The organism is Nocardia huaxiensis, from assembly GCF_013744875.1.
GTDB classification, from domain to species: domain Bacteria; phylum Actinomycetota; class Actinomycetes; order Mycobacteriales; family Mycobacteriaceae; genus Nocardia; species Nocardia huaxiensis.
This window is the reverse complement of sequence record NZ_CP059399.1, coordinates 6,035,035-6,055,373: the sequence shown is the minus strand read 5'-3', so window position 1 is coordinate 6,055,373 and position 20,339 is coordinate 6,035,035. Positions and strand designations below refer to the sequence as shown.

Sequence of the window (20,339 nt, the reverse complement as noted above, 5' to 3'; positions counted from 1 at the left end):
TTCCTAGGGTCGTAGAAACTCGATACATCAATGTATCGAACTTGGCTGTCGGTGGGACATGGCATGGTGCGAGTGTGCCGAATTCCGCTTCCCCTGCCGTGAGCCTCGCCTCGGCGCGTCGCACGGCTCTCGCCGCCCAGGGTTTCGCCACCCCCAGGTCCAGTGGCCCGGCCACCCGCCGCACGCTCGCGAAAGTGCTCGACAACACGCGCCTGCTGCAGCTGGACTCGGTGTCGGCGGTGGTGCGCGCGCACTACGCACCGGTCTTCGCGCGCATCGGCGCCTACGATCGCGCCCTGCTGGACGAGTTCGCCTGGAGTCACAGCGCTCGCCGGCCGCGGCAGCTCATCGAGTACTGGGCGCACGAGGCCGCGCTGCTGCCGGTGCGGGATTGGCCGTTGCTGCGGTGGCGGATGGAGCAGTACCGGCACGGACGCTGGAACGGGATGCGGCAGGTGCTGGAACGCAATCCGCATCTGGCCGACGAGGTGAAGGGCGTGCTGAAGGAGTTCGGGCCCAGCACCGCCGGGGAGGTCGAACGCCACCTCGAGCTGGATCGCCCACGCGCCAAAGATCATTGGGGCTGGAACTACAGCGATACCAAGGTGGTGTGCGAGGCGCTGTTCGCCGCCGGCGAGGTCACGGTGCCCAAACGCGTGAACTTCCAACGCCATTACGACCTCACCGAGAATGTCGTTCCCGCCGAGGTGCTGGCGCGCGAGATCGACGAGGCCGAGGCGGTGCGGGAACTGGTGCGCCGCGCCGCGGCCGCACACGGCATCGGCACCGAAACCGATCTGCGCGACTACTACCGGCTCAATCGCCGTCAAACCGAGCCCGCCATCGCGGAACTCATCGAGGCGGGCGAGCTGGAACAGGTGACCGTGCAGGGCTGGGCCAAGCCCGCCTACCTGCACGCCTCCGCCCGCACGCCGCGCCGCATCACCGGGTCGGCGCTGCTGTGCCCGTTCGATCCGCTGATCTTCTTCCGCGATCGCACCGAGCGGCTCTTCGACTTCCACTACCGCATCGAGATCTACACGCCGGAACACAAACGGGTGCACGGATATTACGTCTTTCCGTTCCTGCTCGACGGCGAACTCGTCGCCCGGGTGGACCTGCGCGCCGACCGGGCCACGGGCCGCCTGCTGGTGCCCGGCGCCTTCGCCGAGCCCGGACACGAAACCTCGCGCCTGGCAACCGAACTCGCCGCGGCACTGCGGGAGATGGCGGACTGGCTCGAACTCGACACCATCGAGGTGGGTGAGCGCGGTGATCTCGCCGCCGCACTGCGAGCCGCGGTGTGCCGCTGATCGATTCGCTCCCGGAACCATGTGCCCCTGGAAATCAGGTCCATGGAAGTGAGGTCGTTTCACTCTTGCCCGGCGGAGCTACCGTTCAGCGGTATCCCAAACGCTGGCTCGAAAGGTGTGCAGAGTGCGTCTTCGGAATGTGAAAATTATTGCGGTGGCAGCGATTTCGCTGTCGGCCGGAGTGATCGGCGCGGGCGAGGCGCTGGCTGCTCCGGGTGTGCCGCCGCAACCGGTCGAGGTGACCGATACGGCGGCAGGCGTGGAACCGGTCGCGCTCGATACGGGTTCGGCTGCCCCGTTCACGGCCTCCGCGGATCCGAAGTCGGGTTCGGCGGCGCTGCCCGGCCTGCTGCTGCGGTGCCTGAACAATGGTTCCTCGACCTCGGGCTACGGCGGTCTGGGCCTGCCGCACTGCTGATCCGCGCACGGGTCGGGTCGTGTCTCCCGGCGACCTGCCTCGGGAGACACGACCCGGATCTCAGAACGGGCCTTCGGTCCACGCGTTGAGCACGACACCCGTCTTGCCGTCACCGGTGCATTCGATGGTCATCGGGATGAGCGGGCGCGGGGAGTCGCCGACGATATAGGTGGGGGACTGCACGCCATTGATGCCGAGCTTGCGGGTGCCCAGGCACTGGACCACGGCGGCGTACCACTCGCCCTCGGGGCAGGTGTAGGTGGCGGTGTCGAGGGTGCGGTCGATGCGGCAGCCGACGGGCGAGGCGGACGCGGCCGGCGCGGCCACGGCCACCAGCGGTGCGGCACCCAGGCACAGGGCCGAACTCAGGGTGAGGAATCGGTGACGCGGGTGGAGACGGGACATAAGCAGTACTGCTCCCCTCGTGTGCGGAGATCGACAGATGACGGTTCGTCCATCTTGACCGCGCGCGGCGCTCGGACACGGCAAATGCCGCCATTCACCGCTCCGGCGTGGCGGATTCAGGCGACGGTGGTGAGCGGCGCGGCGCTGCCCTGCCCGCCCGCGCACACCAGGTGAGTCGAGTCGTGCCGCAGATAATCGCCGTAGACGAAGATGTCCTCGGACTCGGCGGCGGCCGGCATGGACACGGCCACCAGCGCGGCGGCGGCCATCATGAGGGCGGACGCGATCGCGAGGGACCGGCGCTGACGGCGAAGGCGGATCATGGTGCTCCCATCTGGTTCGCTGATCTTGCCGGTACTTCGAAGCCGGACGGCCCGCGGATGCGTCGCCCGGCGCGGCGCGCTCGTTCGGCGAGCCGACCTCGAGAGCTGTCGGACCGGCTCGTTAACCTGGTGGCGTGGCAGATCCCGCGACGTACCGGCCCGCGCCCGGCACCATCCCCGTCGAACCCGGCGTGTACAAGTTCCGGGACGCGCACAAGCGGGTCATCTACGTCGGCAAGGCGAAAAGCCTGCGCAGCCGGTTGAACTCGTACTTCGCCGATGTGACGCAGCTGCATCCGCGCACCCGGCAGATGGTCACCACCGCGGCCTCGGTGGAGTGGACCGTGGTGTCCACCGAGGTGGAAGCGCTTCAGCTGGAATACAACTGGATCAAGGAATTCGATCCGCGCTTCAATGTGCGCTACCGCGACGACAAGTCGTATCCGGTGCTCGCGGTGAGTTTGAACGAGGAGTACCCGCGCGTCTTCGTCTACCGTGGCGCGCGCAAGAAGGGCGTGCGGTATTTCGGCCCGTACGCGCACGCGTGGGCCATTCGCGAAACCCTGGATCTGCTGCTGCGGGTGTTCCCGGTGCGCACCTGTTCGGCGGGAGTCTTCAAGCGGCACAACCAGATCGGTCGCCCCTGCCTGCTCGGCTACATCGACAAGTGTTCCGCGCCGTGCATCGGCCGGGTCAGCGCGGCCGAGCACCGGCAGATCGTGGACGACTTCTGCGATTTCCTCTCCGGCAAGACCGATCGCCTGGTCAAGCAGCTCGAGAAGCGCATGCTCGAGGCGTCCGACGAACTCGATTTCGAACTCGCCGCCCGCCTGCGCGACGACGTGCAGGCGCTCAAGCGCGCCCTCGAGAAGCAGGCCGTGGTGCTGGGCACCGGCACCGATGCCGACGTAATCGCCTTCGCCGTGGACGAATTGGAGGTCGCGGTCCAGATCTTCCACGTGCGCGACGGCCGGGTGCGCGGTCAGCGCGGCTGGGTGGTCGACAAGTCCGGCGACGCCATCGACGACATAGAGGCCGGGGGAGAGGTGCCCGCCCTCGTCGAGCAGTTCCTCACCCAGTTCTACGGCGAGCAGACCGCGGTCGCCGCGCAGACCGGTGACGAGACGCCCGGCGCGGTGGTGCCGCGCGAGGTGCTCGTGCCCGCGCTGCCGAATGATGCCGAGCAGGTGCAGGATTGGCTGTCGGGCCTGCGTGGTTCGGCGGTGCAGCTGCGCGTCCCGCAGCGCGGTGACAAGAAGGCACTCGCCGAAACGGTCGAGCGCAATGCGAAAGAGGCCCTGGCGCAACACAAGCTGAAGCGCGCCGGCGATCTCACCGCCCGCTCGGCCGCGCTGCAGGGCATTCAGGACGCCCTGGATCTGGACAGCGCCCCGCTGCGCATCGAATGTGTGGATATCTCGCACGTACAGGGCACCGATGTGGTGGCCTCGCTGGTCGTCTTCGAGGACGGCCTGCCCCGCAAGTCCGAGTACCGGCACTACGCCATCAAGGAGGCGGCGGGCGAGGGCCGCTCCGACGACGTCGCCAGCATTGCCGAGGTGACCCGCCGCCGCTTCGCCAAACTCCGGCGCGATCTGGACGCCGCCGTGGCCGCCGACCTCGAAACCGATTCGGACGCAACGGGTCCGGAGCTACCCGGCATCGATCCCAAGACCGGCAAGCCGCGCCGTTTCGCCTACCCGCCCAACCTGTACGTGGTCGACGGCGGCGCACCGCAGGTCAATGCCGCCGCGGAGGTCCTCGACGAACTCGGCATCACCGATGTCGCGGTCGTCGGCCTGGCCAAACGCCTGGAAGAGGTGTGGGTTCCCAACGAACCCGACCCGGTGATCATGCCGCGCACCAGTGAGTCGCTGTATCTGCTGCAGCGGGTCCGTGACGAGGCGCACCGCTTCGCCATCACCTTCCACCGCAGCAAGCGCTCGCGCCGCATGACCGAATCCGCTCTGGACTCGGTGCCCGGCCTGGGGCAGGCCCGCAAGACCGCGCTGGTCACGCACTTCGGTTCGGTGGCCAAACTCAAGCAGGCCACGGTCGAGCAGATCACCGAGATCCCCGGCATCGGGGTGGCCACGGCCAAGGCGGTGCTAGCCGCCCTGCACACCGAGTAGCCGGTCTCGGGCGGCCCCGGGTAGGGTGCGACACGCCGAAAGCAGTGTCGCGCGACACGCCGAGTATGCAGGTGGGGACGGACAATCACATCTGTATCTCCACTCGCGCGTGTTTGTACCGTGTTTTTCGGCATCGGTGCAGGATGATCGTCGGAAAGCCCATAACGAACCCGGTAGGACATGACGCGCGTCGAAGCCACCAACAATGCGGTCGAGAATTCAAGTAAGCCGACCGGTGAAAATGATCCACAGTCCCACGCCCGGCGCGACGCCTCGCAGCCGGACGAGTCCGCCTCCCCGGTGGAGGTCGTCATCGTCACGGGTCTGTCCGGCGCGGGGCGCGGCACCGCCGCCCGCGTGCTCGAGGACCTGGGCTACTACGTCGCCGACAATCTGCCGCCCGAGCTGATCGGCCGCATGGTCGAACTCGGGGAGAACGCCGATCCGCCCATCCACAAGCTGGCGCTCGTCATGGATGTGCGTAGTCGGTTCTTCACCGGGAATCTCTCGGCGGTGACCGAACAACTACGCGCCGCCGGTGTGCGCACGCGAATCCTGTTCCTGGAAGCCTCCGATGACGTGCTCATCCGTCGATTCGGATTCGCGCGCCGAAGGCATCCGCTGCAATCCGAGAGCGCCGACGGCACGCTCACCGCGGGCATCGCCGCGGAACGGGAACGCCTGGCGTCGGTGAAGACCGCCGCCGATCTGGTCATCGACACCACCGCGCTGTCGATCCACCAATTGCATCGCAAGCTCGAGGAGGCGTACGGCGGGAGTGCGACCCGCGCCCTGCAACTAACAATCCAATCGTTCGGTTTCAAGTACGGAGTACCACTGGACGCGGATATGGTGTTGGATTTGCGTTTCCTGCCCAATCCGCATTGGGTGCCCGAACTCCGCGAACAGACCGGACAGGATGCCGCGGTCAGTGAGTACGTGATGTCGCGCCCAGGCGCCCAGGACTATCTGGGCACCGCGCGGCACCTGGTGGATCTCACGACCGAGGGCTACCGCCAAGAGGGGAAGCGATACATGACCGTGGCAGTGGGCTGCACGGGCGGCAAACACCGCAGTGTGGCGATGGCCGAGGGGCTCGGCGAGCTACTCGGCGCCGGCATGAACAGCGGATCGGGTGACGTGGTGCGCGTGGTCCATCGGGACTTGGGGCGAGAATGACTGCGCGAGAATCGAATCCGGCGATCGTGGCGCTGGGCGGCGGGCACGGCCTGTACGCCACGCTGACCGCGGCCCGCCGGCTCACCCGCAAGATCACCGCGGTGGTGACGGTCGCCGACGACGGTGGCTCGTCGGGACGATTGAGATCCGAACTGGGCATGCTGCCGCCCGGCGACCTACGGATGGCCCTGGCCGCGCTGGCCGAGGAGTCCGACGGCATCTGGGCCCGCACCCTGCAGCACCGCTTCGGCGGCACGGGCGCGCTGGCCGGGCACTCGGTCGGCAACCTGATCCTGGCCGGGCTCACCGAGGAATTGGGTGATCCCGTCGCGGCTCTGGACGAAGCGGGCAAAATTCTGCGCATTACGGGCCGGGTGCTACCCATGTCCCCGATCGCGCTCACCATCGAGGCCGACGTCTCCGGGCTCGAGGGCGACCCGCGCGTAAGCCGTTGCATCCGTGGGCAAGTCGCGGTCGCGACGACCCCCGGCAAGGTGCGCCGGGTGCGCCTGATCCCCTCGGATCCGCCCGCCTGCACCGAGGCGACCTCGGCCATCGAACATGCCGATGTGGTGGTGCTCGGCCCCGGGAGCTGGTTCACCAGCGTCATCCCGCACGTGCTGGTGCCCGAATTGCACGAAGCTCTGCTGCATACTCGGGCGCGGAAAGTACTGGTGCTCAACCTCGCTGCGGAACCGGGCGAAACGGCCGGATTCTCCGCGGAGCGGCACCTGCATGTATTGTCCCAGCACGCACCGGATTTCACAGTCGACCAGGTTTTGGTCGATTCAGGTTCCGTACCGGAGGGTAGGGAACGCGAACATGTGGCAAGAGCCGCCGAACAGCTGCGTGCGCGAGTAACCTTCGCTGATGTCGCCGAGGCGGGGACGGACCGGCACCACCCCGGAAAGCTTGCCGCAGCACTGGATCAGGTGATCCGGCAACCTCGGCCGGAATTAGCAGAGCTTCGAATCGAAGGACGGCATATGGGCCAACGCGTGCGGTCCGGATTGGGTGGAAAGGAGCGCGTCTCGTGGCGATGACAGCGGAAGTGAAGGACGAGCTGAGCCGGCTCACCGTATCTCAGGTGAGTTCGCGCAAGGCCGAACTGTCCGCGCTACTGCGGTTCGCCGGTGGATTGCACATCGTCGGCGGTCGCGTGATCGTCGAGGCCGAGGTGGACATGGGTTCCATCGCGCGCCGGCTGCGCCGGGAAATCTTCGAGCTCTACGGCTACGGCTCGGACGTGCATGTCCTCGGCGCGGGTGGGCTCCGGAAAACCTCCCGGTATGTCGTACGAGTTTCCAAGGAGGGCGAGGCGCTCGCGCGCCAGACCGGCTTGCTGGATGTCCGCGGACGGCCGGTCCGCGGGCTCCCGGCACAGGTGGTCGGCGGCAGCATCGGCGATGCCGAAGCCGCTTGGCGCGGAGCGTTTCTCGCCCACGGATCGCTCACCGAACCGGGCCGCTCCTCGGCCCTCGAGGTGAGCTGCCCCGGGCCGGAGGCCGCCCTCGCACTGGTGGGCGCCGCCCGCCGCATGGGCATCTCGGCCAAGGCACGCGAGGTCCGCGGCACCGACCGCGTGGTCGTGCGCGACGGCGAGGCCATCGGCGCCCTGCTCACCCGCATGGGTGCGCAGGACACCCGCCTCACCTGGGAGGAACGGCGCATGCGCCGCGAGGTGCGCGCGACGGCCAACCGTCTCGCCAACTTCGACGACGCGAACCTGCGTCGCTCCGCCCGTGCCGCCGTGGCCGCGGCCGCGCGGGTCGAGCGCGCTCTGGAGATCCTCTCCGAGGATGTGCCGGACCACTTGGCGGCGGCCGGCAAACTGCGCGTGCTGCACCGGCAGGCCTCACTCGAGGAACTCGGTCAGCTCGCCGATCCGCCGATGACCAAAGACGCTGTGGCGGGCCGCATTCGACGCCTGCTGTCGATGGCGGACCGGCGCGCCAAGGAACTCGGTGTGCCGGACACCGAATCCGCAGTCACCGCAGAACTGCTCGAAGAGGCCTGACGCGCGGCGCGTCTCCTTTATGATCGAAACCGATGGCACCGCACTCGAATACAAGTGCGGTGCCATCGGTATTTGCGAACACACTCGCAAACCGCTCTGTATGAGCTGTGGCGGATGGGCACATCGCGCAGCTCAGACGTGAGAGGGGCGAGTCCGCCATGAATCCATGACGGACTAGGGTGAGGGTGCACGACAATATGTTCCGCGACACAAATGAGGAGCTATAACGTGACTGTCCGGGTAGGTATCAATGGCTTCGGCCGCATTGGACGCAACTTCTTCCGGGCCGTCGAGGCGCTCAAAGCCCTCGGCACCACCGAGATCGAGATTGTCGCGGTGAACGACCTCACCGACATCAAGACCCTCGCCACCCTGCTGAAGTACGACTCCATCCTCGGTCGGCTGCCGCAGGACGTCTCCGTCGACGGGGACTACATCGTGGTCGGCGACCAGCGCGTCAAGGCGCTGGCCATCAAGGAGGGCCCGTCCGCCCTGCCGTGGGCCGACCTGAACGTCGATGTGGTCGTCGAATCCACGGGCATCTTCACCGATGCCGCCAAGGCCAAGGGCCACCTGGCGGCCGGCGCCAAGAAGGTCATCATCTCCGCGCCCGCCTCGGGTGAGGACATCACCATCGTCATGGGCGTCAATGACGACAAGTACGACGGCTCGCAGAACATCATCTCCAACGCCTCGTGCACCACCAACTGCCTGGGCCCGATTGCCAAGGTGCTCAACGACTCCTTCGGCATCGAGCGCGGTCTCATGACCACCGTGCACGCCTACACCCAGGACCAGAACCTGCAGGACGCGCCGCACAAGGATCTGCGTCGCGCCCGCGCCGCCGCGCTGAACATCGTGCCCACCGGCACCGGCGCCGCCAAGGCCATCGGCCTGGTGCTGCCCGAGTTGCAGGGCAAGCTGAACGGTTACGCGCTGCGTGTGCCGGTCCCGACCGGTTCGCTCACCGACCTCACCGTGGACCTGAAGAAGGCCGCGACGGTCGAGGAGATCAACGCTGCCATGAAGGCCGCCTCGGAGGGCGCGCTGAAGGGCATTCTGAAGTACAACGTGGACCCGATCGTCTCCAGCGACATCGTGACCGACCCCCACTCGTCCATCTACGACGCGCCGCTGACCCAGGTCATCGACAACCAGGTCAAGGTGGCGTCGTGGTACGACAACGAGTGGGGTTACTCCAACCGCCTCGCCGATCTGATCGGCCTCGTCGGAAAGTCTCTCTGAACTCGATGACCATCAAAACTCTCCAGGACCTGCTGACCGAGGGCGTGGAAGGCCGGGGCGTGCTCGTGCGCTCCGACCTGAACGTGCCCCTCGACAACGGCACCATCACCGACCCGGGCCGCATCCTCGCGTCCGTGCCGACCATCAAGGCGCTCTCGGATGCCGGCGCCAAGGTTGTCGTCATGGCGCACCTGGGCCGGCCGAAGGGTGAGCCGGACCCGAAGTTCTCCCTCGCCCCGGTCGCCGCGCGACTGGCCGAGGAGCTGGGCCGCAATGTTCAGCTCGCCGGTGACGTGGTCGGTTACGACGCGCTCTCGCGTTCGGAGGGCCTCACCGACGGCGATGTGATGCTGCTCGAGAACATCCGTTTCGATCCCCGTGAGACCAGCAAGGACGACGCCGAGCGCGCCAAGCTGGCCAATGCGCTGGTCGAATTGGTCGGTGACGACGGCGCTTTCGTGTCCGACGGCTTCGGTGTGGTGCACCGCAAGCAGGCGTCGGTGTACGACATTGCCAAGGTGCTGCCGCATTACGCGGGCACCCTGGTGGCGGCCGAGACCGAGGTGCTGAAGAAGCTCACCGAGGATTCGGAGCGTCCGTACGCGGTCGTGCTCGGCGGGTCCAAGGTCTCCGACAAGCTGGCGGTCATCGAGGCGCTCGCCCCGAAGGTCGACACGCTCGTCATCGGTGGCGGCATGTGCTTCACCTTCCTTGCGGCACAGGGCCTTTCGGTGGGCACCTCGCTGCTGCAGGAGGAGATGATCGACACCTGCAAGAAGCTGCTGGAGACCTTCGGCGACGTCATCCACCTGCCGGTGGATATCGTTGCCGCGGACAAGTTCTCGGCCGACGCCGACTCGAAGGTGGTCGCCGCCAACGAGATTCCGGACGGCTGGATGGGCCTGGACATCGGCCCCGATTCGGTGGCGCGGTTCTCGGCGCTGCTGACCGAGGCCAAGACGGTGTTCTGGAACGGCCCGATGGGCGTGTTCGAGTTCGAGAAGTTCTCGGCGGGCACCCGCGGTGTGGCCGAGGCCATCGCCACGGCCACCTCGAAGGGCGCGTTCACCGTGGTCGGCGGCGGCGACTCCGCCGCCGCCGTGCGCACCCTCGGCCTGCCCGAGGACGGTTTCTCGCACATCTCCACCGGCGGCGGCGCGTCGCTGGAATACCTGGAGGGCAAGGAACTCCCCGGTCTAGCGGTTCTGGAGGACTGACCCATGGCACGTAAGCCTTTGATCGCCGGCAACTGGAAGATGAACCTCAATCACCTCGAGGCCATCGCTCTGGTGCAGAAGATCGCGTTCGCCCTGCCGGAGAAGTACTTCGCCAAGGTCGACGTCACGGTCATCCCCCCGTTCGTGGACCTGCGCAGTGTGCAGACCCTGGTCGAGGGCGACAAGCTGCTGATCACCTACGGCGCGCAGGACCTGTCCCAGCACGCCGAAGGCGCCTACACCGGCGAGATCAGCGGTTCGATGCTGGCCAAGCTGGGCTGTTCCTTCGTGGTGGTCGGCCACTCCGAGCGTCGGCAGTACCACAACGAGACCGACGACATCGTGCTCGCCAAGGCCAAGCGCGCCCTCGAATACGGCATCACCCCGATCGTCTGCATCGGTGAGGGCCTGGGCATCCGCGAGGCCAAGACCCACGTCGAGTACAACCTCGAGCAACTGCGCGGCTCGCTCAAGGGCCTGACCGCCGAAGAGATCTCGAAGGTCGTCATCGCCTACGAGCCGGTGTGGGCCATCGGCACCGGCAAGGTCGCCACCCCCGCCGACGCCCAGGAAGTCTGCGGCGCCATCCGCAAGGAACTCGCCGAACTGGCGAATCCCGAAGTGGCAGCAGGCGTCCGGGTGCTCTACGGCGGCTCGGTCAACGCCAAGAACGTCGGCGAACTGGTCGGCCAGACCGACATCGACGGCGCTCTCGTCGGCGGCGCGTCCCTGAAGGGTGACGAGTTCGCCACCCTGTCCGCGATCGCCGCGGGCGGCCCACTGCCGTAAGGGTTTTCACTGCCGAAAGGGCCGGGCGTCTTCGTGGCGTCCGGCCCTTGTCGCTATTGTGCTGCGGCGCGGATGAGGTCGGCGACGACGGTGGGGCGTGAGACGTAGATGGCGTGGCTGCCGGCGGTTTCGCGGACGGTGGCGCCGAGGCGTTCGGCCATGGAGCGCTGGGCCGCCGGGGGAATCATGCGGTCCTCGGTGACGTGCAGGTACCAGCTCGGCTTGAGCCGCCAGGCGGCTTCGCTGATGGTGCCGCCGATTGCCTCCAGACCCCAGGGGGTCTGCGAATGGGCCAGGAAGGCAGCGTCTTCGGGGGAGAGGTCGGCGGCGAAGGCCGCGTGGAACTTGGCGCGGTCCAGCAGCAGGTGGCCGTCGGGGGAGGGGAGGATGGGCGGCTGGGGGCCGTCCTGGGGGAAGGTGCCGAGCAGGCTGTTCACGGATTCGCCCTTGTCGGGGGCGAAGGCGGTGATGTAGACGAGGGCCGAAACCGCCTCGTGCACACCGGCTTCGGTGATGACCGCGCCGCCGTAGGAGTGGCCGACCAGGACCGCGGGACCGTCGAGCTCGTCGAGAACGGCGCGGGTGGCGGCGGCGTCCTCGGCCAGGGAGTTGGTGGGGTTCTGGACGATGCGGACACGGTAGCCGTCGCGGGTGAGCTCGTCGTGGACAGCGCGCCAGCCGGAGCCGTCCACGAAGGCGCCGTGGACGAGGACGACGGTATTGTCGGTTGATGGCATGTCGGTTCCTCGGATCGAAGGAATGTGGGCATGCTCGAAGGTAGGGGTGTTGCGGGCGTGGCCAATCCGTCGAATGACGTAGGCGGCCGGACTTGCGTAGGTCAGTGCGCCGCCGGGTCGCTGCCGGGATGGCGTTCGAGTGCGTCGCGCAGGGCGCTGCGGCGGGTGACACCGAGTTTGTGGAAGATCCGGTAGAGATGGGTCGAGACCGTCCGGTCGGAGAGGTAGAGCTGTTCGCCGATCTGCTTGTTCGTCAGTCCGGTCGCCGCCAGCTCGGCGACGGCCTGCTCACGGGCGGTCAGGGCGGCCGGACCGGGCGACGGGGAGTTCTCGCCGGTGGCGCGAAGTTCGGATTGCGTCCTGCGCACCCACGGCTCGGCCCCCAGTTCGGCGAAAAGCGTTGCGGCCGTGCTGAGATGGGTGCGGGCCTCGGTCGTCGCGCGGTCGCGACGCAGCTGCTCACCGTAGAGGAGTTCGATGCGGGCGCGATCGAACAGATAACGCTCGGTGCCGGGAACGGCGAGGGCCTCCTCGAAGTGCTCGCGGGCCTTATCCGGGTGCGCCACCGCCTGGGCGGCCGCGACGAGCATGGCAAGGCGTGGCGAAAGCTCCTCCAGTGCAGCGGCTTTCGCGCCACGCGCGTGGGCCCGTGCGTCCTCGAAGCGTCCGCTGCGAGCGGCGGCTTCGGTGAGGTCGAGCACCAGCCACAGTGCGTGAGGATTGTGCGGCAGGAAGTCTCCGGGTGGATTGATCAGTGCCGCATGCCGATACGCGTCGCCGAACGTCGAGGTGCCGAGTGCGTGCAGGCATCGAATATGCGAAGCGTAGTGCGCGAGGACGAGCAGCCGGCGCGGTGCGGCGAACATCAGCACCTCCTCGCTCAGCCCATCCGCGGCGGCGCCGTCCCCGCGCGCGGCGGCCACCAGGCCACGCAGGAACTTCCCGGTCCCGGAGCTGACCACGTACCCGAGTTCCGCGCACAGCCGCAAGCCCTCGTCGGTGATCTCGAGCAGGTGATCCCATGCGCCGCAGAAGAAATCGTCGATGGCGAGCAGGAACAGCGCGTCGATGGATCGCGCGACCGCGCCGCCGTCCTGCCCGTCGTCGATCACCCGCCGCAGCGGTTCCCGCGCGCGCCCGACCCGATCGACATACGTGCCCGCCGTGGCGACCCGCACGATATGCACCGGATCCGCCGACAATCGCAGCCCGTCCAGCGCACTGTCCAAGTCCGCCAAGGCTTTCGGGCCGCTGTGCACCGGATCCACGAACGGCCCGCGCAGCAGGGCGAGCGTATCCTCGGGCTCCACCACCACCCGCTCGAGCGCGGCGTCGATTTCGGTCCACGGCCCGTCCGGCCCGCTGTAGAACCCGATGGACAGCAGGGTGTGCAGCGCCTCGATCACCGTGTCCTGATCGCGGGATTCTTCCTCGGCCGCGGCGTGCAGTCCGGCGAGCAGCAGCCGGCTCGCGGTCGTGACATCGCCTTCGCTGTTGAGCAGTTGGAAGGAGGCGGCCAAAGCGACCGGCAACGAGCGGCCGCCGAGCGCGGGATTCGGTGCGGCGCGCAGCAATCGGCCGGAGTCGGCGAGATCGCCGGTGAGCAGCGAGCCCAGATAGGCCGCCCGCGCGGTGCGCCGCGCCCGGTCACCGTCGGCGGGACTGAGCTCGGCGGCCCGCAGCATGGCGGCCGCCGCCCGGCCGGCGTCGCCGTCGCGCACCATGAGCTGCGACAGCGTCTCGAGCTGTGCCGCCACATCCTCGTCGGGTCCGGTCGCGGCCTGTCCGAGATGCCAGGCCCGCCGCTGCGGCGACGCGGCGAAGGCGTCGGCCAGAATCCGATGCGCACCCCGCCGCTCCTCGCTGGTCGAGGATTCCACCACGGCCGAGCGCAGCAGCGGATGCCGGAATTCGAGGCGGCCGGTACGCGGATTGGGCCGGATGAGCCCCGCCCGTTCGGCGGGCAGCAGAGCGTCGCGTCCTTCCGGAGTGCGCACGCACTCTTCGATGGTCGTGCTGTTCTCCGCACCCGCGAGCACCACGAACAGCAGCGTCCGCCGCGTCGCCGCCGGCAGCGCGTCGAGGCGATCGGCGAACATACCCTGCAACCGGCGGGTCAGCGGCAGCACCCCGGGCAGTTGCGCCGTCCCGTGCAGGGTCCGCAGCGCCGCCGGAAGTTCCAGCAGCGCAAGCGGATTCCCGCGCGCATCGGACCGCAGTCGCCCCCGCACCGCCGTCGACAGCGCGGGAAACGCCGCCGACAGCAGCTTCTCCGCGCTTCCCGCATCCAGCGGCGCCACCTCATGGAGCCGAAACCCGCTGCGCGTGAACGCATCCCCGGCTTCGGTTCGTGTCGCCGCCAGCAATCGAACATCGGCCGGGCCGAGCCGCCGCAACGCGTAGATCACCGCCATACTGCTGGCCAGATCCAGCCACTGCACATCATCGACGATCAGCAACAGAGCCCCGGCCTGCGCCGCCGCCCGCAACAGCGCCAAAGTCGCTGCCCCCGCGACCAACTGCGTCGGCATCGCCCCCGTCTCCGAACCCATCACCACCCGCAGCGCCTCCCGATGCGCCGCCTCGAGGACCTCGATATGCCCGCTCAACGGCTGCAGCAGCTGGTTCAACGCCCCGAACGACAACTCGGCCTCGAACTCGAGCGCCGCGGCCCGCAGCACCCGCACCCCGCGCGCGGCCGCGATCTCCGCCGCCGCATCCAACAGCGCCGTCTTCCCCACCCCCGGCTCCCCGGACAGCACCAGCGCCGTCTCGCCACCGCACCCGTCCACCACGAACGACGAGATCACCTCGATCTCGGCCTCGCGCCCGAACAACATCGACGTACTCTCCGAACTCCCAGCAACTTCCACCACGAGATATCCCCACGAGCTTATGGGAGCGGGCGTCGTGCGCCCGGGGCGCCGCAGCCGGAGCACAGCGAGCACGGTGCGTGATCAACTGACCGGAGCGCCGAACCATCTGGGCAGGCAGGTGTTCAGGTCGTGCTGGTCGTCACCCGCCCACGCCACGTGGCCGTCGGGTCGCAGCAGGACGGCGGGCGCGTCCAGTTCGTCGCTGGTGTCGGCGATGTGGTCGACACGATCCGCCCAGCCTGCCACGGACAGTCGGCCGGTCTGGTCGAGTAGCAGGCCGCGGCCGGTGCGCAGCAGTTCGAAAAGGCGGGTGTGGCCGAGCTGCACATCCCGGAGGCGGCGGCCCAGCGGGTCGGGTCCGTCGCCGAAGTCGTAGCGGATGCCGATCGCGATGATGCGTTCGATGAGGTACTTGTTGACTTCGGCGAAGTCCATGAGCTTGCCCATGAGGCGGCGCAGGGCCTGGGCGTTCGGGTCGAGTGACATGAGTGCGGTTTGGGCGCGGGTGTTGTCCAGGACGTCGGCGGCCACGGGGCGGCGTTCGATCTCGTAGCTGTCCAGCAGGTCGGCCGGTGCCCAGCCGTGGATCTGAGCGGCGAGTTTCCATCCGAGGTTGAAGGCGTCCTGGAGGCCGAGGTTGAGGCCCTGGCCGCCGAGCGGCGGATGGATGTGCGCGGCGTCGCCCGCGAGCAGCACGCGGCCTGCGCGGTAGCGGTCGGCCAGCCGGGTGGCATCGCCGAAGCGAGATACCCACCGTGGCGAGTGCGCGCCGAAGTCGGTGCCCGCCAGGGCGCTGAACTGCCGGACGAGTTCCTCGAAAGTCGGTGGGACACTGCGGTCTTCGGCCACCTCGGCGGCGGGTGCGACCATCCGGTACACGCCGTCGCCGATCGGTCCCGCACCGAATCGCAGCTGGGTCTTACGGACCTCGGTGATCACCGGGAGGATCTCCTCCCACGGTGCGGTGAGCCGCACCTCGCCCAGCAGGGTGTCGATCCGGCTCGGCTCACCGGGGAAGCCGATCCCGGCCAGTTTGCGCACCGTACTGCGGCCGCCATCGCATCCGACCAGGTAGCGCGCCCGCAGCCGATCGCCCTCGGCCAGTTCGACATCCACCCCGTCCGCGTCCTGACTCACCCCGGTCAGTTCGGACCCCCAGCGCACTTCGACACCGAGTTCGGCCCCCCGCTCCAGGAGCAGCCGCTCGGTGACGGTCTGCGGAATCGAGAACACGAACGGATACGTGGTGTCCAACCCCTCCGGTTGCGGCTTCACGATGCCCGCGAAGTACCCCCCGAGCGGATGCTGTGTCCCGAGCGCGAGCACCTGATCCACCAGCCCCCGCTGATCCATGATCTCCATGCTCCGCGCATGCAATCCCATGGCCCGTACGACCTTGGTCGGCTCGGATTCCTTCTCCAGCACGACCGCCCGCACCCCGCGCATGCGCAGTTCACTGGCGAGCAGCACTCCGGTCGGTCCGCCACCGGCGACGATCACGTCGAAATCAGACATTCAGCGACTCCCATTCCCGCGTTTCCGCACCTCGGCCAGCGATTCTGCGGCAAGACCGGGGTCTTGCCGCAAGCCCCGGGGTGCGATATACGTTGAAGAGGGGAGGGAATCCGCCACCATCTGCGAATAATCGGACATCGCCGGGCGCGAAGCCGTGCAGCGATCATGATGGAAGTGTGGCTGGGGAATTCGTGGCTGTCCCGGGATGGTTCTCGGCACAGAATCAGGATTGCGGAATCGCGATCGCCGACCTGACCGGTGGGGACGGGCGGGATGTGCTGGTCTTCATGGTCGATGGCCCACCCGGTCAGAACGGTGGATACTACCGGGTCGGAACGGGTCTGAATACCACTGGGGGAGTGGCTGATTGGGGCCCGTGGCAGACGGTGCCCGAATGGTGGGGCTGGGAGAACCAGGGTGCCGGGATCGCCGTCGCGGACCTGAGCGGCACTGGGCGGCCGGACCTCGTGGTGTTCCTGGTCGACAATCCCGAGGGGCAGAACCAGGGCTACTTCCGGGTCGGACGTGACCTCGCCGCCGATGGCGCGGTGACCGGCGGATGGACTGCGTGGCAACAGATTCCGGACTGGTACGGGTGGGAGAACCAGGGGGCGGATATCTGCCTGACGCGGATCGACGGGCAGCCGGTGCTGGTGGTGCTGACCGTCGACAATCCGGGTGGGCAGAATTCGGGGCAGTTCCGGCTGGCCAAGGGGCTCACCGCTGACGGTGAGGTGGCGGAATGGACGCCGTGGGTGGCCGTTCCGGAGTGGTACGGGTGGGAGAACCAGGGCGCGGGGATGACCGTGGCCGATCTCGACGGTGACGGGCGGCCCGAGCTGATCGTGTTCGCGGTCGACAATCCGCAGCAGGTGAACGCGGGCGTCTACACGATCGGGTGGGGGCTCGACGGGTCGGGGCACTGCGTCGACGGGTGGAGCGGCTGGTCAGCGGTGCCCGGGTGGGGGTTCATCGAGAACCAAGGCGCGGCGATCACGGTGCTGCCCGGTGCGGCCGGGGATCCGGAGCTCGTGGTGTGCACGATCGACCACACCCCGGACGGCAATGCCGGATATGTGCGCGTGGTCGAACTCGACACCGGCTTGATGCACGCGGCCCACATGGGTGTCTGGCGGATCCTGGATTTCGGCACCGAGATCAATCCGGTGCACGCGGCGCTGCTGCACCCCGGGGATGTGGTGTTCTTCGCCGGATCGGGCAATGACCCGGATCGGCATCATGCGCACGAATTCCGCACGCGGGTCTGGCATTACCCGAACCCCGGGCTCGACGCACCGGCCACACCCATCGACATGTTCTGCACGGGGCACGCGTTCCTGGCCGATGGCCGGCTGCTCGCGGTCGGCGGCACCGGACAGTACGACCCGTTCTACGGCCTGCGTGACGCGCTCATCTTCGATCCCGCGGCGGGCGCGTGGAATGCGGTGGCGGACATGGAATTCGGGCGCTGGTATCCGAGCCTGGTCACACTGCCGGACGGCCGGGTGGTGGCAGTGTCGGGGTTGGGGACCGACGGATACCTGGCGGTGACTCCGGAACTGTTCGATCCGGCCACCGAAACCTGGTCGCAGCTCCCGGTTCCCGGTCCCATTCCCATGTACGGGCATCTCCTGCTGCTCGAGGACGGGCGAATCTTCTACTCCGGCGGCCAATACGGCGGGAACAACGGCATGCGCCCGTCGGTCTGGGATCCGGCGACCGGGGCCGCCACCGAGGTGCCCGGGCTCGTCGATCCGGGCTCGCGCAATCAGTCCGCCAGCGTGCTGCTGCCCCCGGCGCAGGACCAGCGGGTCATGCTGCTCGGCGGCGGCGGTTACGACATGCACAGTCCCGCACCGGCTCTGTCCGATACCCGGATCGTGGACCTGAAGGCTGCGAACCCCGCCTACCGTCCCGGACCGCCGATGGAGCATCCCCGCATGCACGTGTGCGCGGTCGTGCTGCCCGATCGCACGGTGCTGGCGGCCGGTGGTTCTGGCATGGAGGAGATGGCGCACGCCGCCCCGCCGCACGCCGAGATCTTCGATCCGGCCACCGAAACCTGGATGCACACCGGGCCGCAACGCATTCCGCGGCTGTACCACTCGGTGGCGGTGCTGACACCCGACGGCAAGGTGATCACCGCGGGCTCCAATCCGATGCGCAAGACCGAGGAGTTGCGCATCGAAATGTTCTGGCCGCCCTACCTTTTCCGCGGTGCGCGGCCGGAGTTGGAGCTGAGTGCCGAGGTCGCGACCTACGGCGACACGATCACCGCCACCACGAGCGCTGCCCTGCGTGAGGCGAGCCTGCTGCGTCCGGGCTCGACCACCCACTCCTGCGACAATGATCAGCGGCTCATCGATCTGCCGTTCACCGTCACCGCGCCGGACGCGATCACCCTGACGATGCCGTCGAATCCCGCGCTCGCGCCACCCGGCTGGTATCTCGTCGTCGTGGTCGACACCGACGGTGTGCCCTCCGCGGGACGCTGGATCCGCCTGACTCCGCCGTGAGTCAGCGCGGCCCGGGGCTGTCCGGTGCGGGCAGCGCGGCGGTATCCGATGCCGGATCCGGCGTGGACGCCGCGACCACGCCGCGAACCCCGTCCCGCACAACGAAACTGGCTCGCGTGTGGATCGGCGCGCCGGGCCGCCGTACATAGGGCACCACCCGGAAGTCGCTGCGCCACAGCCCATGATCCAGCTCCACCCGCACATACCCGCGCTGGGAATTGGAGAACTTCAGATCGGGATTGGTGGCGAGCACCTGCCGGGCGGCCGGGGTGAGGTCGACGCCGTCGCCCCGGCTGGTAATCGAGGTGCCGATGAATTCCGAAGCGACAATGGCAGATTCGAGATCGGAGTGATCACGCCGCAGATCGGCCACGACATTCTCGTGCCGGTCGCCGGTGATCACCACCAGATTCCGCACCCCATGGTCGGCCGCCGCGCCCAGCACCGTATTGCGGTCGGCCACATACCCGTCCCAGGAGTCGGTGCCCAGTTCCACCGCGGCCCCGGGATCGTAATCACTGCGCGCCATCGGCACCTGATTGCCGATCACCTGCCACCGCGCGGGCGACGAGCGGAAACCGTCCACCAGCCAATCCCTTTGCCGCGATCCGAGAATCGTTCTGCCGGTGGCATAGCGCGCCTCGCAATCGGCCACCGCCTTCCCGTCATTGCAGGCCAGTGGCGAGCGATAGGACCGGGTGTCGATCATGGTGATCTCCGCCAGATCACCGAACCGGAATCGCCTGTGCAACAAAATATTCGGCCCTGACGGCATTTGCGCCACCCGCAGCGGCTGATGCTCGTACATCGCCTGGAAGGCTGCCGCGCGCCGGCGTCGGAACAAGGCCGGAATCGCATAGATGTCGAATCCCAGCCCCGGAGTGTCGCCCGCCCAGTTGTTGTCGACCTCATGATCGTCCATCGTGGTCAGCCACGGAAACGCGGCGTGCGCGGCCTGCAGCGGGGCCTCCGCCTTCGCCTGGGCATAACGCAGCCGATACCCCCGCAGATCCATGGCCTCACCTGCGACATCCGGATCGGGCGCGGTGCCCACCCGCGCGTGAATCCAGGACTGCTCGTAGATGTAGTCACCCAGATGCACGACCAGGTCGAGGTCTTCGCGGCTCATGTGCTCGTAGGCCGTGAAATACCCGGAACTCCAGGATTGGCAGGACGCGAAGGCGAACCGCAGTCTCCGCATCGCCTGTCCGGCGGCCGGCGCGGTCCGTGTCCGCCCGACCGGGGAAATCGCCGACCCCGCGCGAAACCGGTAGAAATACCAGCGATCCGGCTCCAGCCCGTTCACCTCCGGATGCACACTGTGCGCGAGTTCCCTTGTGGCGACGGCGGATCCACGCGCAGCCACCTGCCGGAAGCCTTCGTCGTGCGCCACCTCGTATTCGACGGTCACCGGCGCGTTGGTCATCCCGCCGTGCCCGTCGGGCGCGAGCGGATCCGGTGCCAGCCGTGTCCACAGCACCACCCCGTCGGGCGTGGGATCTCCCGAGGCGACTCCGAGCGCGAACGGATCACCGCCGGCCAGTCGCGCCGTCCGCAACCGGCTACTGCTCGCCGCCGAGGTCCCCACCAGTACAGCGGCGGACCCGGCGGCACCGAATCTCAGCAACTGCCGACGCGACATGCCCATACGACACGG

16 protein-coding genes are annotated in these 20,339 nt (G+C 68.1%); 10 read left to right on the top strand and 6 right to left on the bottom strand.

What is annotated here, in order from left to right:
- Positions 1-74 precede the first annotated feature (74 nt).
- Together H0264_RS27425 and H0264_RS27420 are read left to right on the top strand one after the other, a co-directional pair.
- A complete protein-coding gene (locus H0264_RS27425; protein WP_244975958.1) occupies positions 75-1,313 on the top strand; it encodes a winged helix-turn-helix domain-containing protein in 1,239 nt (412 codons plus the stop codon).
- A gap of 124 nt (positions 1,314-1,437) precedes the next feature.
- The gene (locus H0264_RS27420; RefSeq protein ID WP_181580230.1) at positions 1,438-1,731 is read left to right on the top strand and encodes a hypothetical protein; all 294 of its coding nucleotides are present in this window, start codon (positions 1,438-1,440) and stop codon (positions 1,729-1,731) included.
- Positions 1,732-1,791: 60 nt separating this feature from the next.
- Here H0264_RS27420 and H0264_RS27415 read toward each other — a convergent pair whose 3' ends face one another.
- Both H0264_RS27415 and H0264_RS27410 read right to left on the bottom strand, forming a co-directional pair.
- On the bottom strand, positions 1,792-2,136 hold the full coding sequence (locus tag H0264_RS27415; protein ID WP_181580229.1) for a hypothetical protein: 345 nt from the start codon (positions 2,134-2,136) through the stop codon (positions 1,792-1,794).
- Positions 2,137-2,252: 116 nt separating this feature from the next.
- Positions 2,253-2,459, bottom strand: coding sequence for a hypothetical protein (locus H0264_RS27410; protein WP_181580228.1), 207 nt, complete (start codon positions 2,457-2,459; stop codon positions 2,253-2,255).
- A 134-nt stretch (positions 2,460-2,593) separates the two neighbouring features.
- Between H0264_RS27410 and uvrC the strand changes: the two genes are divergently transcribed.
- The 7 genes from uvrC to tpiA all read left to right on the top strand — a co-directional run bounded on the left by uvrC (position 2,594) and on the right by tpiA (position 11,038).
- Entirely contained in the window at positions 2,594-4,591 is a 1,998-nt protein-coding gene (gene uvrC, locus H0264_RS27405) for an excinuclease ABC subunit UvrC (RefSeq protein ID WP_181580227.1), read from the top strand.
- 180 nt (positions 4,592-4,771) lie between these two features.
- Positions 4,772-5,770 (top strand): RNase adapter RapZ, encoded by a 999-nt coding sequence (gene rapZ / locus H0264_RS27400; protein ID WP_181580226.1) that lies wholly within the window; start codon positions 4,772-4,774, stop codon positions 5,768-5,770.
- On the top strand, positions 5,767-6,813 hold the full coding sequence (locus tag H0264_RS27395) for a gluconeogenesis factor YvcK family protein (RefSeq protein WP_181580225.1): 1,047 nt from the start codon (positions 5,767-5,769) through the stop codon (positions 6,811-6,813). Before rapZ ends, H0264_RS27395 begins: the two co-directional genes overlap by 4 nt.
- Complete coding sequence (whiA, locus tag H0264_RS27390) at positions 6,804-7,787, top strand: DNA-binding protein WhiA (RefSeq protein WP_181580224.1); 984 nt, start codon at positions 6,804-6,806, stop codon at positions 7,785-7,787. Before H0264_RS27395 ends, whiA begins: the two co-directional genes overlap by 10 nt.
- 228 nt (positions 7,788-8,015) lie before the next feature.
- The gene (gene gap / locus H0264_RS27385) at positions 8,016-9,032 is read left to right on the top strand and encodes a type I glyceraldehyde-3-phosphate dehydrogenase (protein ID WP_181580223.1); all 1,017 of its coding nucleotides are present in this window, start codon (positions 8,016-8,018) and stop codon (positions 9,030-9,032) included.
- Positions 9,033-9,037: 5 nt separating this feature from the next.
- Positions 9,038-10,249, top strand: coding sequence for a phosphoglycerate kinase (locus H0264_RS38790; RefSeq protein WP_181580222.1), 1,212 nt, complete (start codon positions 9,038-9,040; stop codon positions 10,247-10,249).
- A gap of 3 nt (positions 10,250-10,252) precedes the next feature.
- On the top strand, positions 10,253-11,038 hold the full coding sequence (gene tpiA, locus H0264_RS38785) for a triose-phosphate isomerase (RefSeq protein ID WP_181580221.1): 786 nt from the start codon (positions 10,253-10,255) through the stop codon (positions 11,036-11,038).
- Between the two features lie 53 nt (positions 11,039-11,091).
- Here tpiA and H0264_RS27370 read toward each other — a convergent pair whose 3' ends face one another.
- The 3 genes from H0264_RS27370 to rox all read right to left on the bottom strand — a co-directional run bounded on the left by H0264_RS27370 (position 11,092) and on the right by rox (position 16,166).
- Positions 11,092-11,775 carry an alpha/beta fold hydrolase gene (locus tag H0264_RS27370; protein WP_181580220.1) on the bottom strand — a complete coding sequence of 228 codons (684 nt, stop codon included), beginning with the start codon at positions 11,773-11,775 and terminating at the stop codon, positions 11,092-11,094.
- Between the two features lie 101 nt (positions 11,776-11,876).
- Positions 11,877-14,615, bottom strand: a complete 2,739-nt coding sequence (locus tag H0264_RS27365) for a helix-turn-helix transcriptional regulator (protein WP_181580219.1) — start codon at positions 14,613-14,615, stop codon at positions 11,877-11,879.
- A 117-nt stretch (positions 14,616-14,732) separates the two neighbouring features.
- The gene (rox, locus tag H0264_RS27360) at positions 14,733-16,166 is read right to left on the bottom strand and encodes a rifampin monooxygenase (protein ID WP_181580218.1); all 1,434 of its coding nucleotides are present in this window, start codon (positions 16,164-16,166) and stop codon (positions 14,733-14,735) included.
- Positions 16,167-16,525: 359 nt separating this feature from the next.
- Here rox and H0264_RS27355 point away from each other — a divergent pair, with 359 nt between their 5' ends.
- Complete coding sequence (locus tag H0264_RS27355; RefSeq protein WP_244975957.1) at positions 16,526-18,682, top strand: galactose oxidase-like domain-containing protein; 2,157 nt, start codon at positions 16,526-16,528, stop codon at positions 18,680-18,682.
- Between the two features lies 1 nt (position 18,683).
- Here H0264_RS27355 and H0264_RS27350 read toward each other — a convergent pair whose 3' ends face one another.
- Positions 18,684-20,330 (bottom strand): alkaline phosphatase D family protein, encoded by a 1,647-nt coding sequence (locus H0264_RS27350; protein WP_181580216.1) that lies wholly within the window; start codon positions 20,328-20,330, stop codon positions 18,684-18,686.
- Between the last annotated feature and the right edge of the window lie 9 nt (positions 20,331-20,339).

What these genes read in the sequence shown, in the direction of transcription:
- H0264_RS27415 (WP_181580229.1), bottom strand. Translation starts at nt 2,136, where the DNA reads ATGTCCCGTCTCCACCCGCGTCACCGATTCCTCACCCTGAGTTCGGCC.
- H0264_RS27410 (WP_181580228.1), bottom strand. Translation starts at nt 2,459, where the DNA reads ATGATCCGCCTTCGCCGTCAGCGCCGGTCCCTCGCGATCGCGTCCGCC.
- rapZ (WP_181580226.1), top strand. Translation starts at nt 4,772, where the DNA reads ATGACGCGCGTCGAAGCCACCAACAATGCGGTCGAGAATTCAAGTAAG.
- H0264_RS27395 (WP_181580225.1), top strand. Translation starts at nt 5,767, where the DNA reads ATGACTGCGCGAGAATCGAATCCGGCGATCGTGGCGCTGGGCGGCGGG.
- H0264_RS38790 (WP_181580222.1), top strand. Translation starts at nt 9,038, where the DNA reads ATGACCATCAAAACTCTCCAGGACCTGCTGACCGAGGGCGTGGAAGGC.
- tpiA (WP_181580221.1), top strand. Translation starts at nt 10,253, where the DNA reads ATGGCACGTAAGCCTTTGATCGCCGGCAACTGGAAGATGAACCTCAAT.
- H0264_RS27370 (WP_181580220.1), bottom strand. Translation starts at nt 11,775, where the DNA reads ATGCCATCAACCGACAATACCGTCGTCCTCGTCCACGGCGCCTTCGTG.
- H0264_RS27365 (WP_181580219.1), bottom strand. Translation starts at nt 14,615, where the DNA reads ATGTTGTTCGGGCGCGAGGCCGAGATCGAGGTGATCTCGTCGTTCGTG.
- rox (WP_181580218.1), bottom strand. Translation starts at nt 16,166, where the DNA reads ATGTCTGATTTCGACGTGATCGTCGCCGGTGGCGGACCGACCGGAGTG.
- H0264_RS27350 (WP_181580216.1), bottom strand. Translation starts at nt 20,330, where the DNA reads ATGGGCATGTCGCGTCGGCAGTTGCTGAGATTCGGTGCCGCCGGGTCC.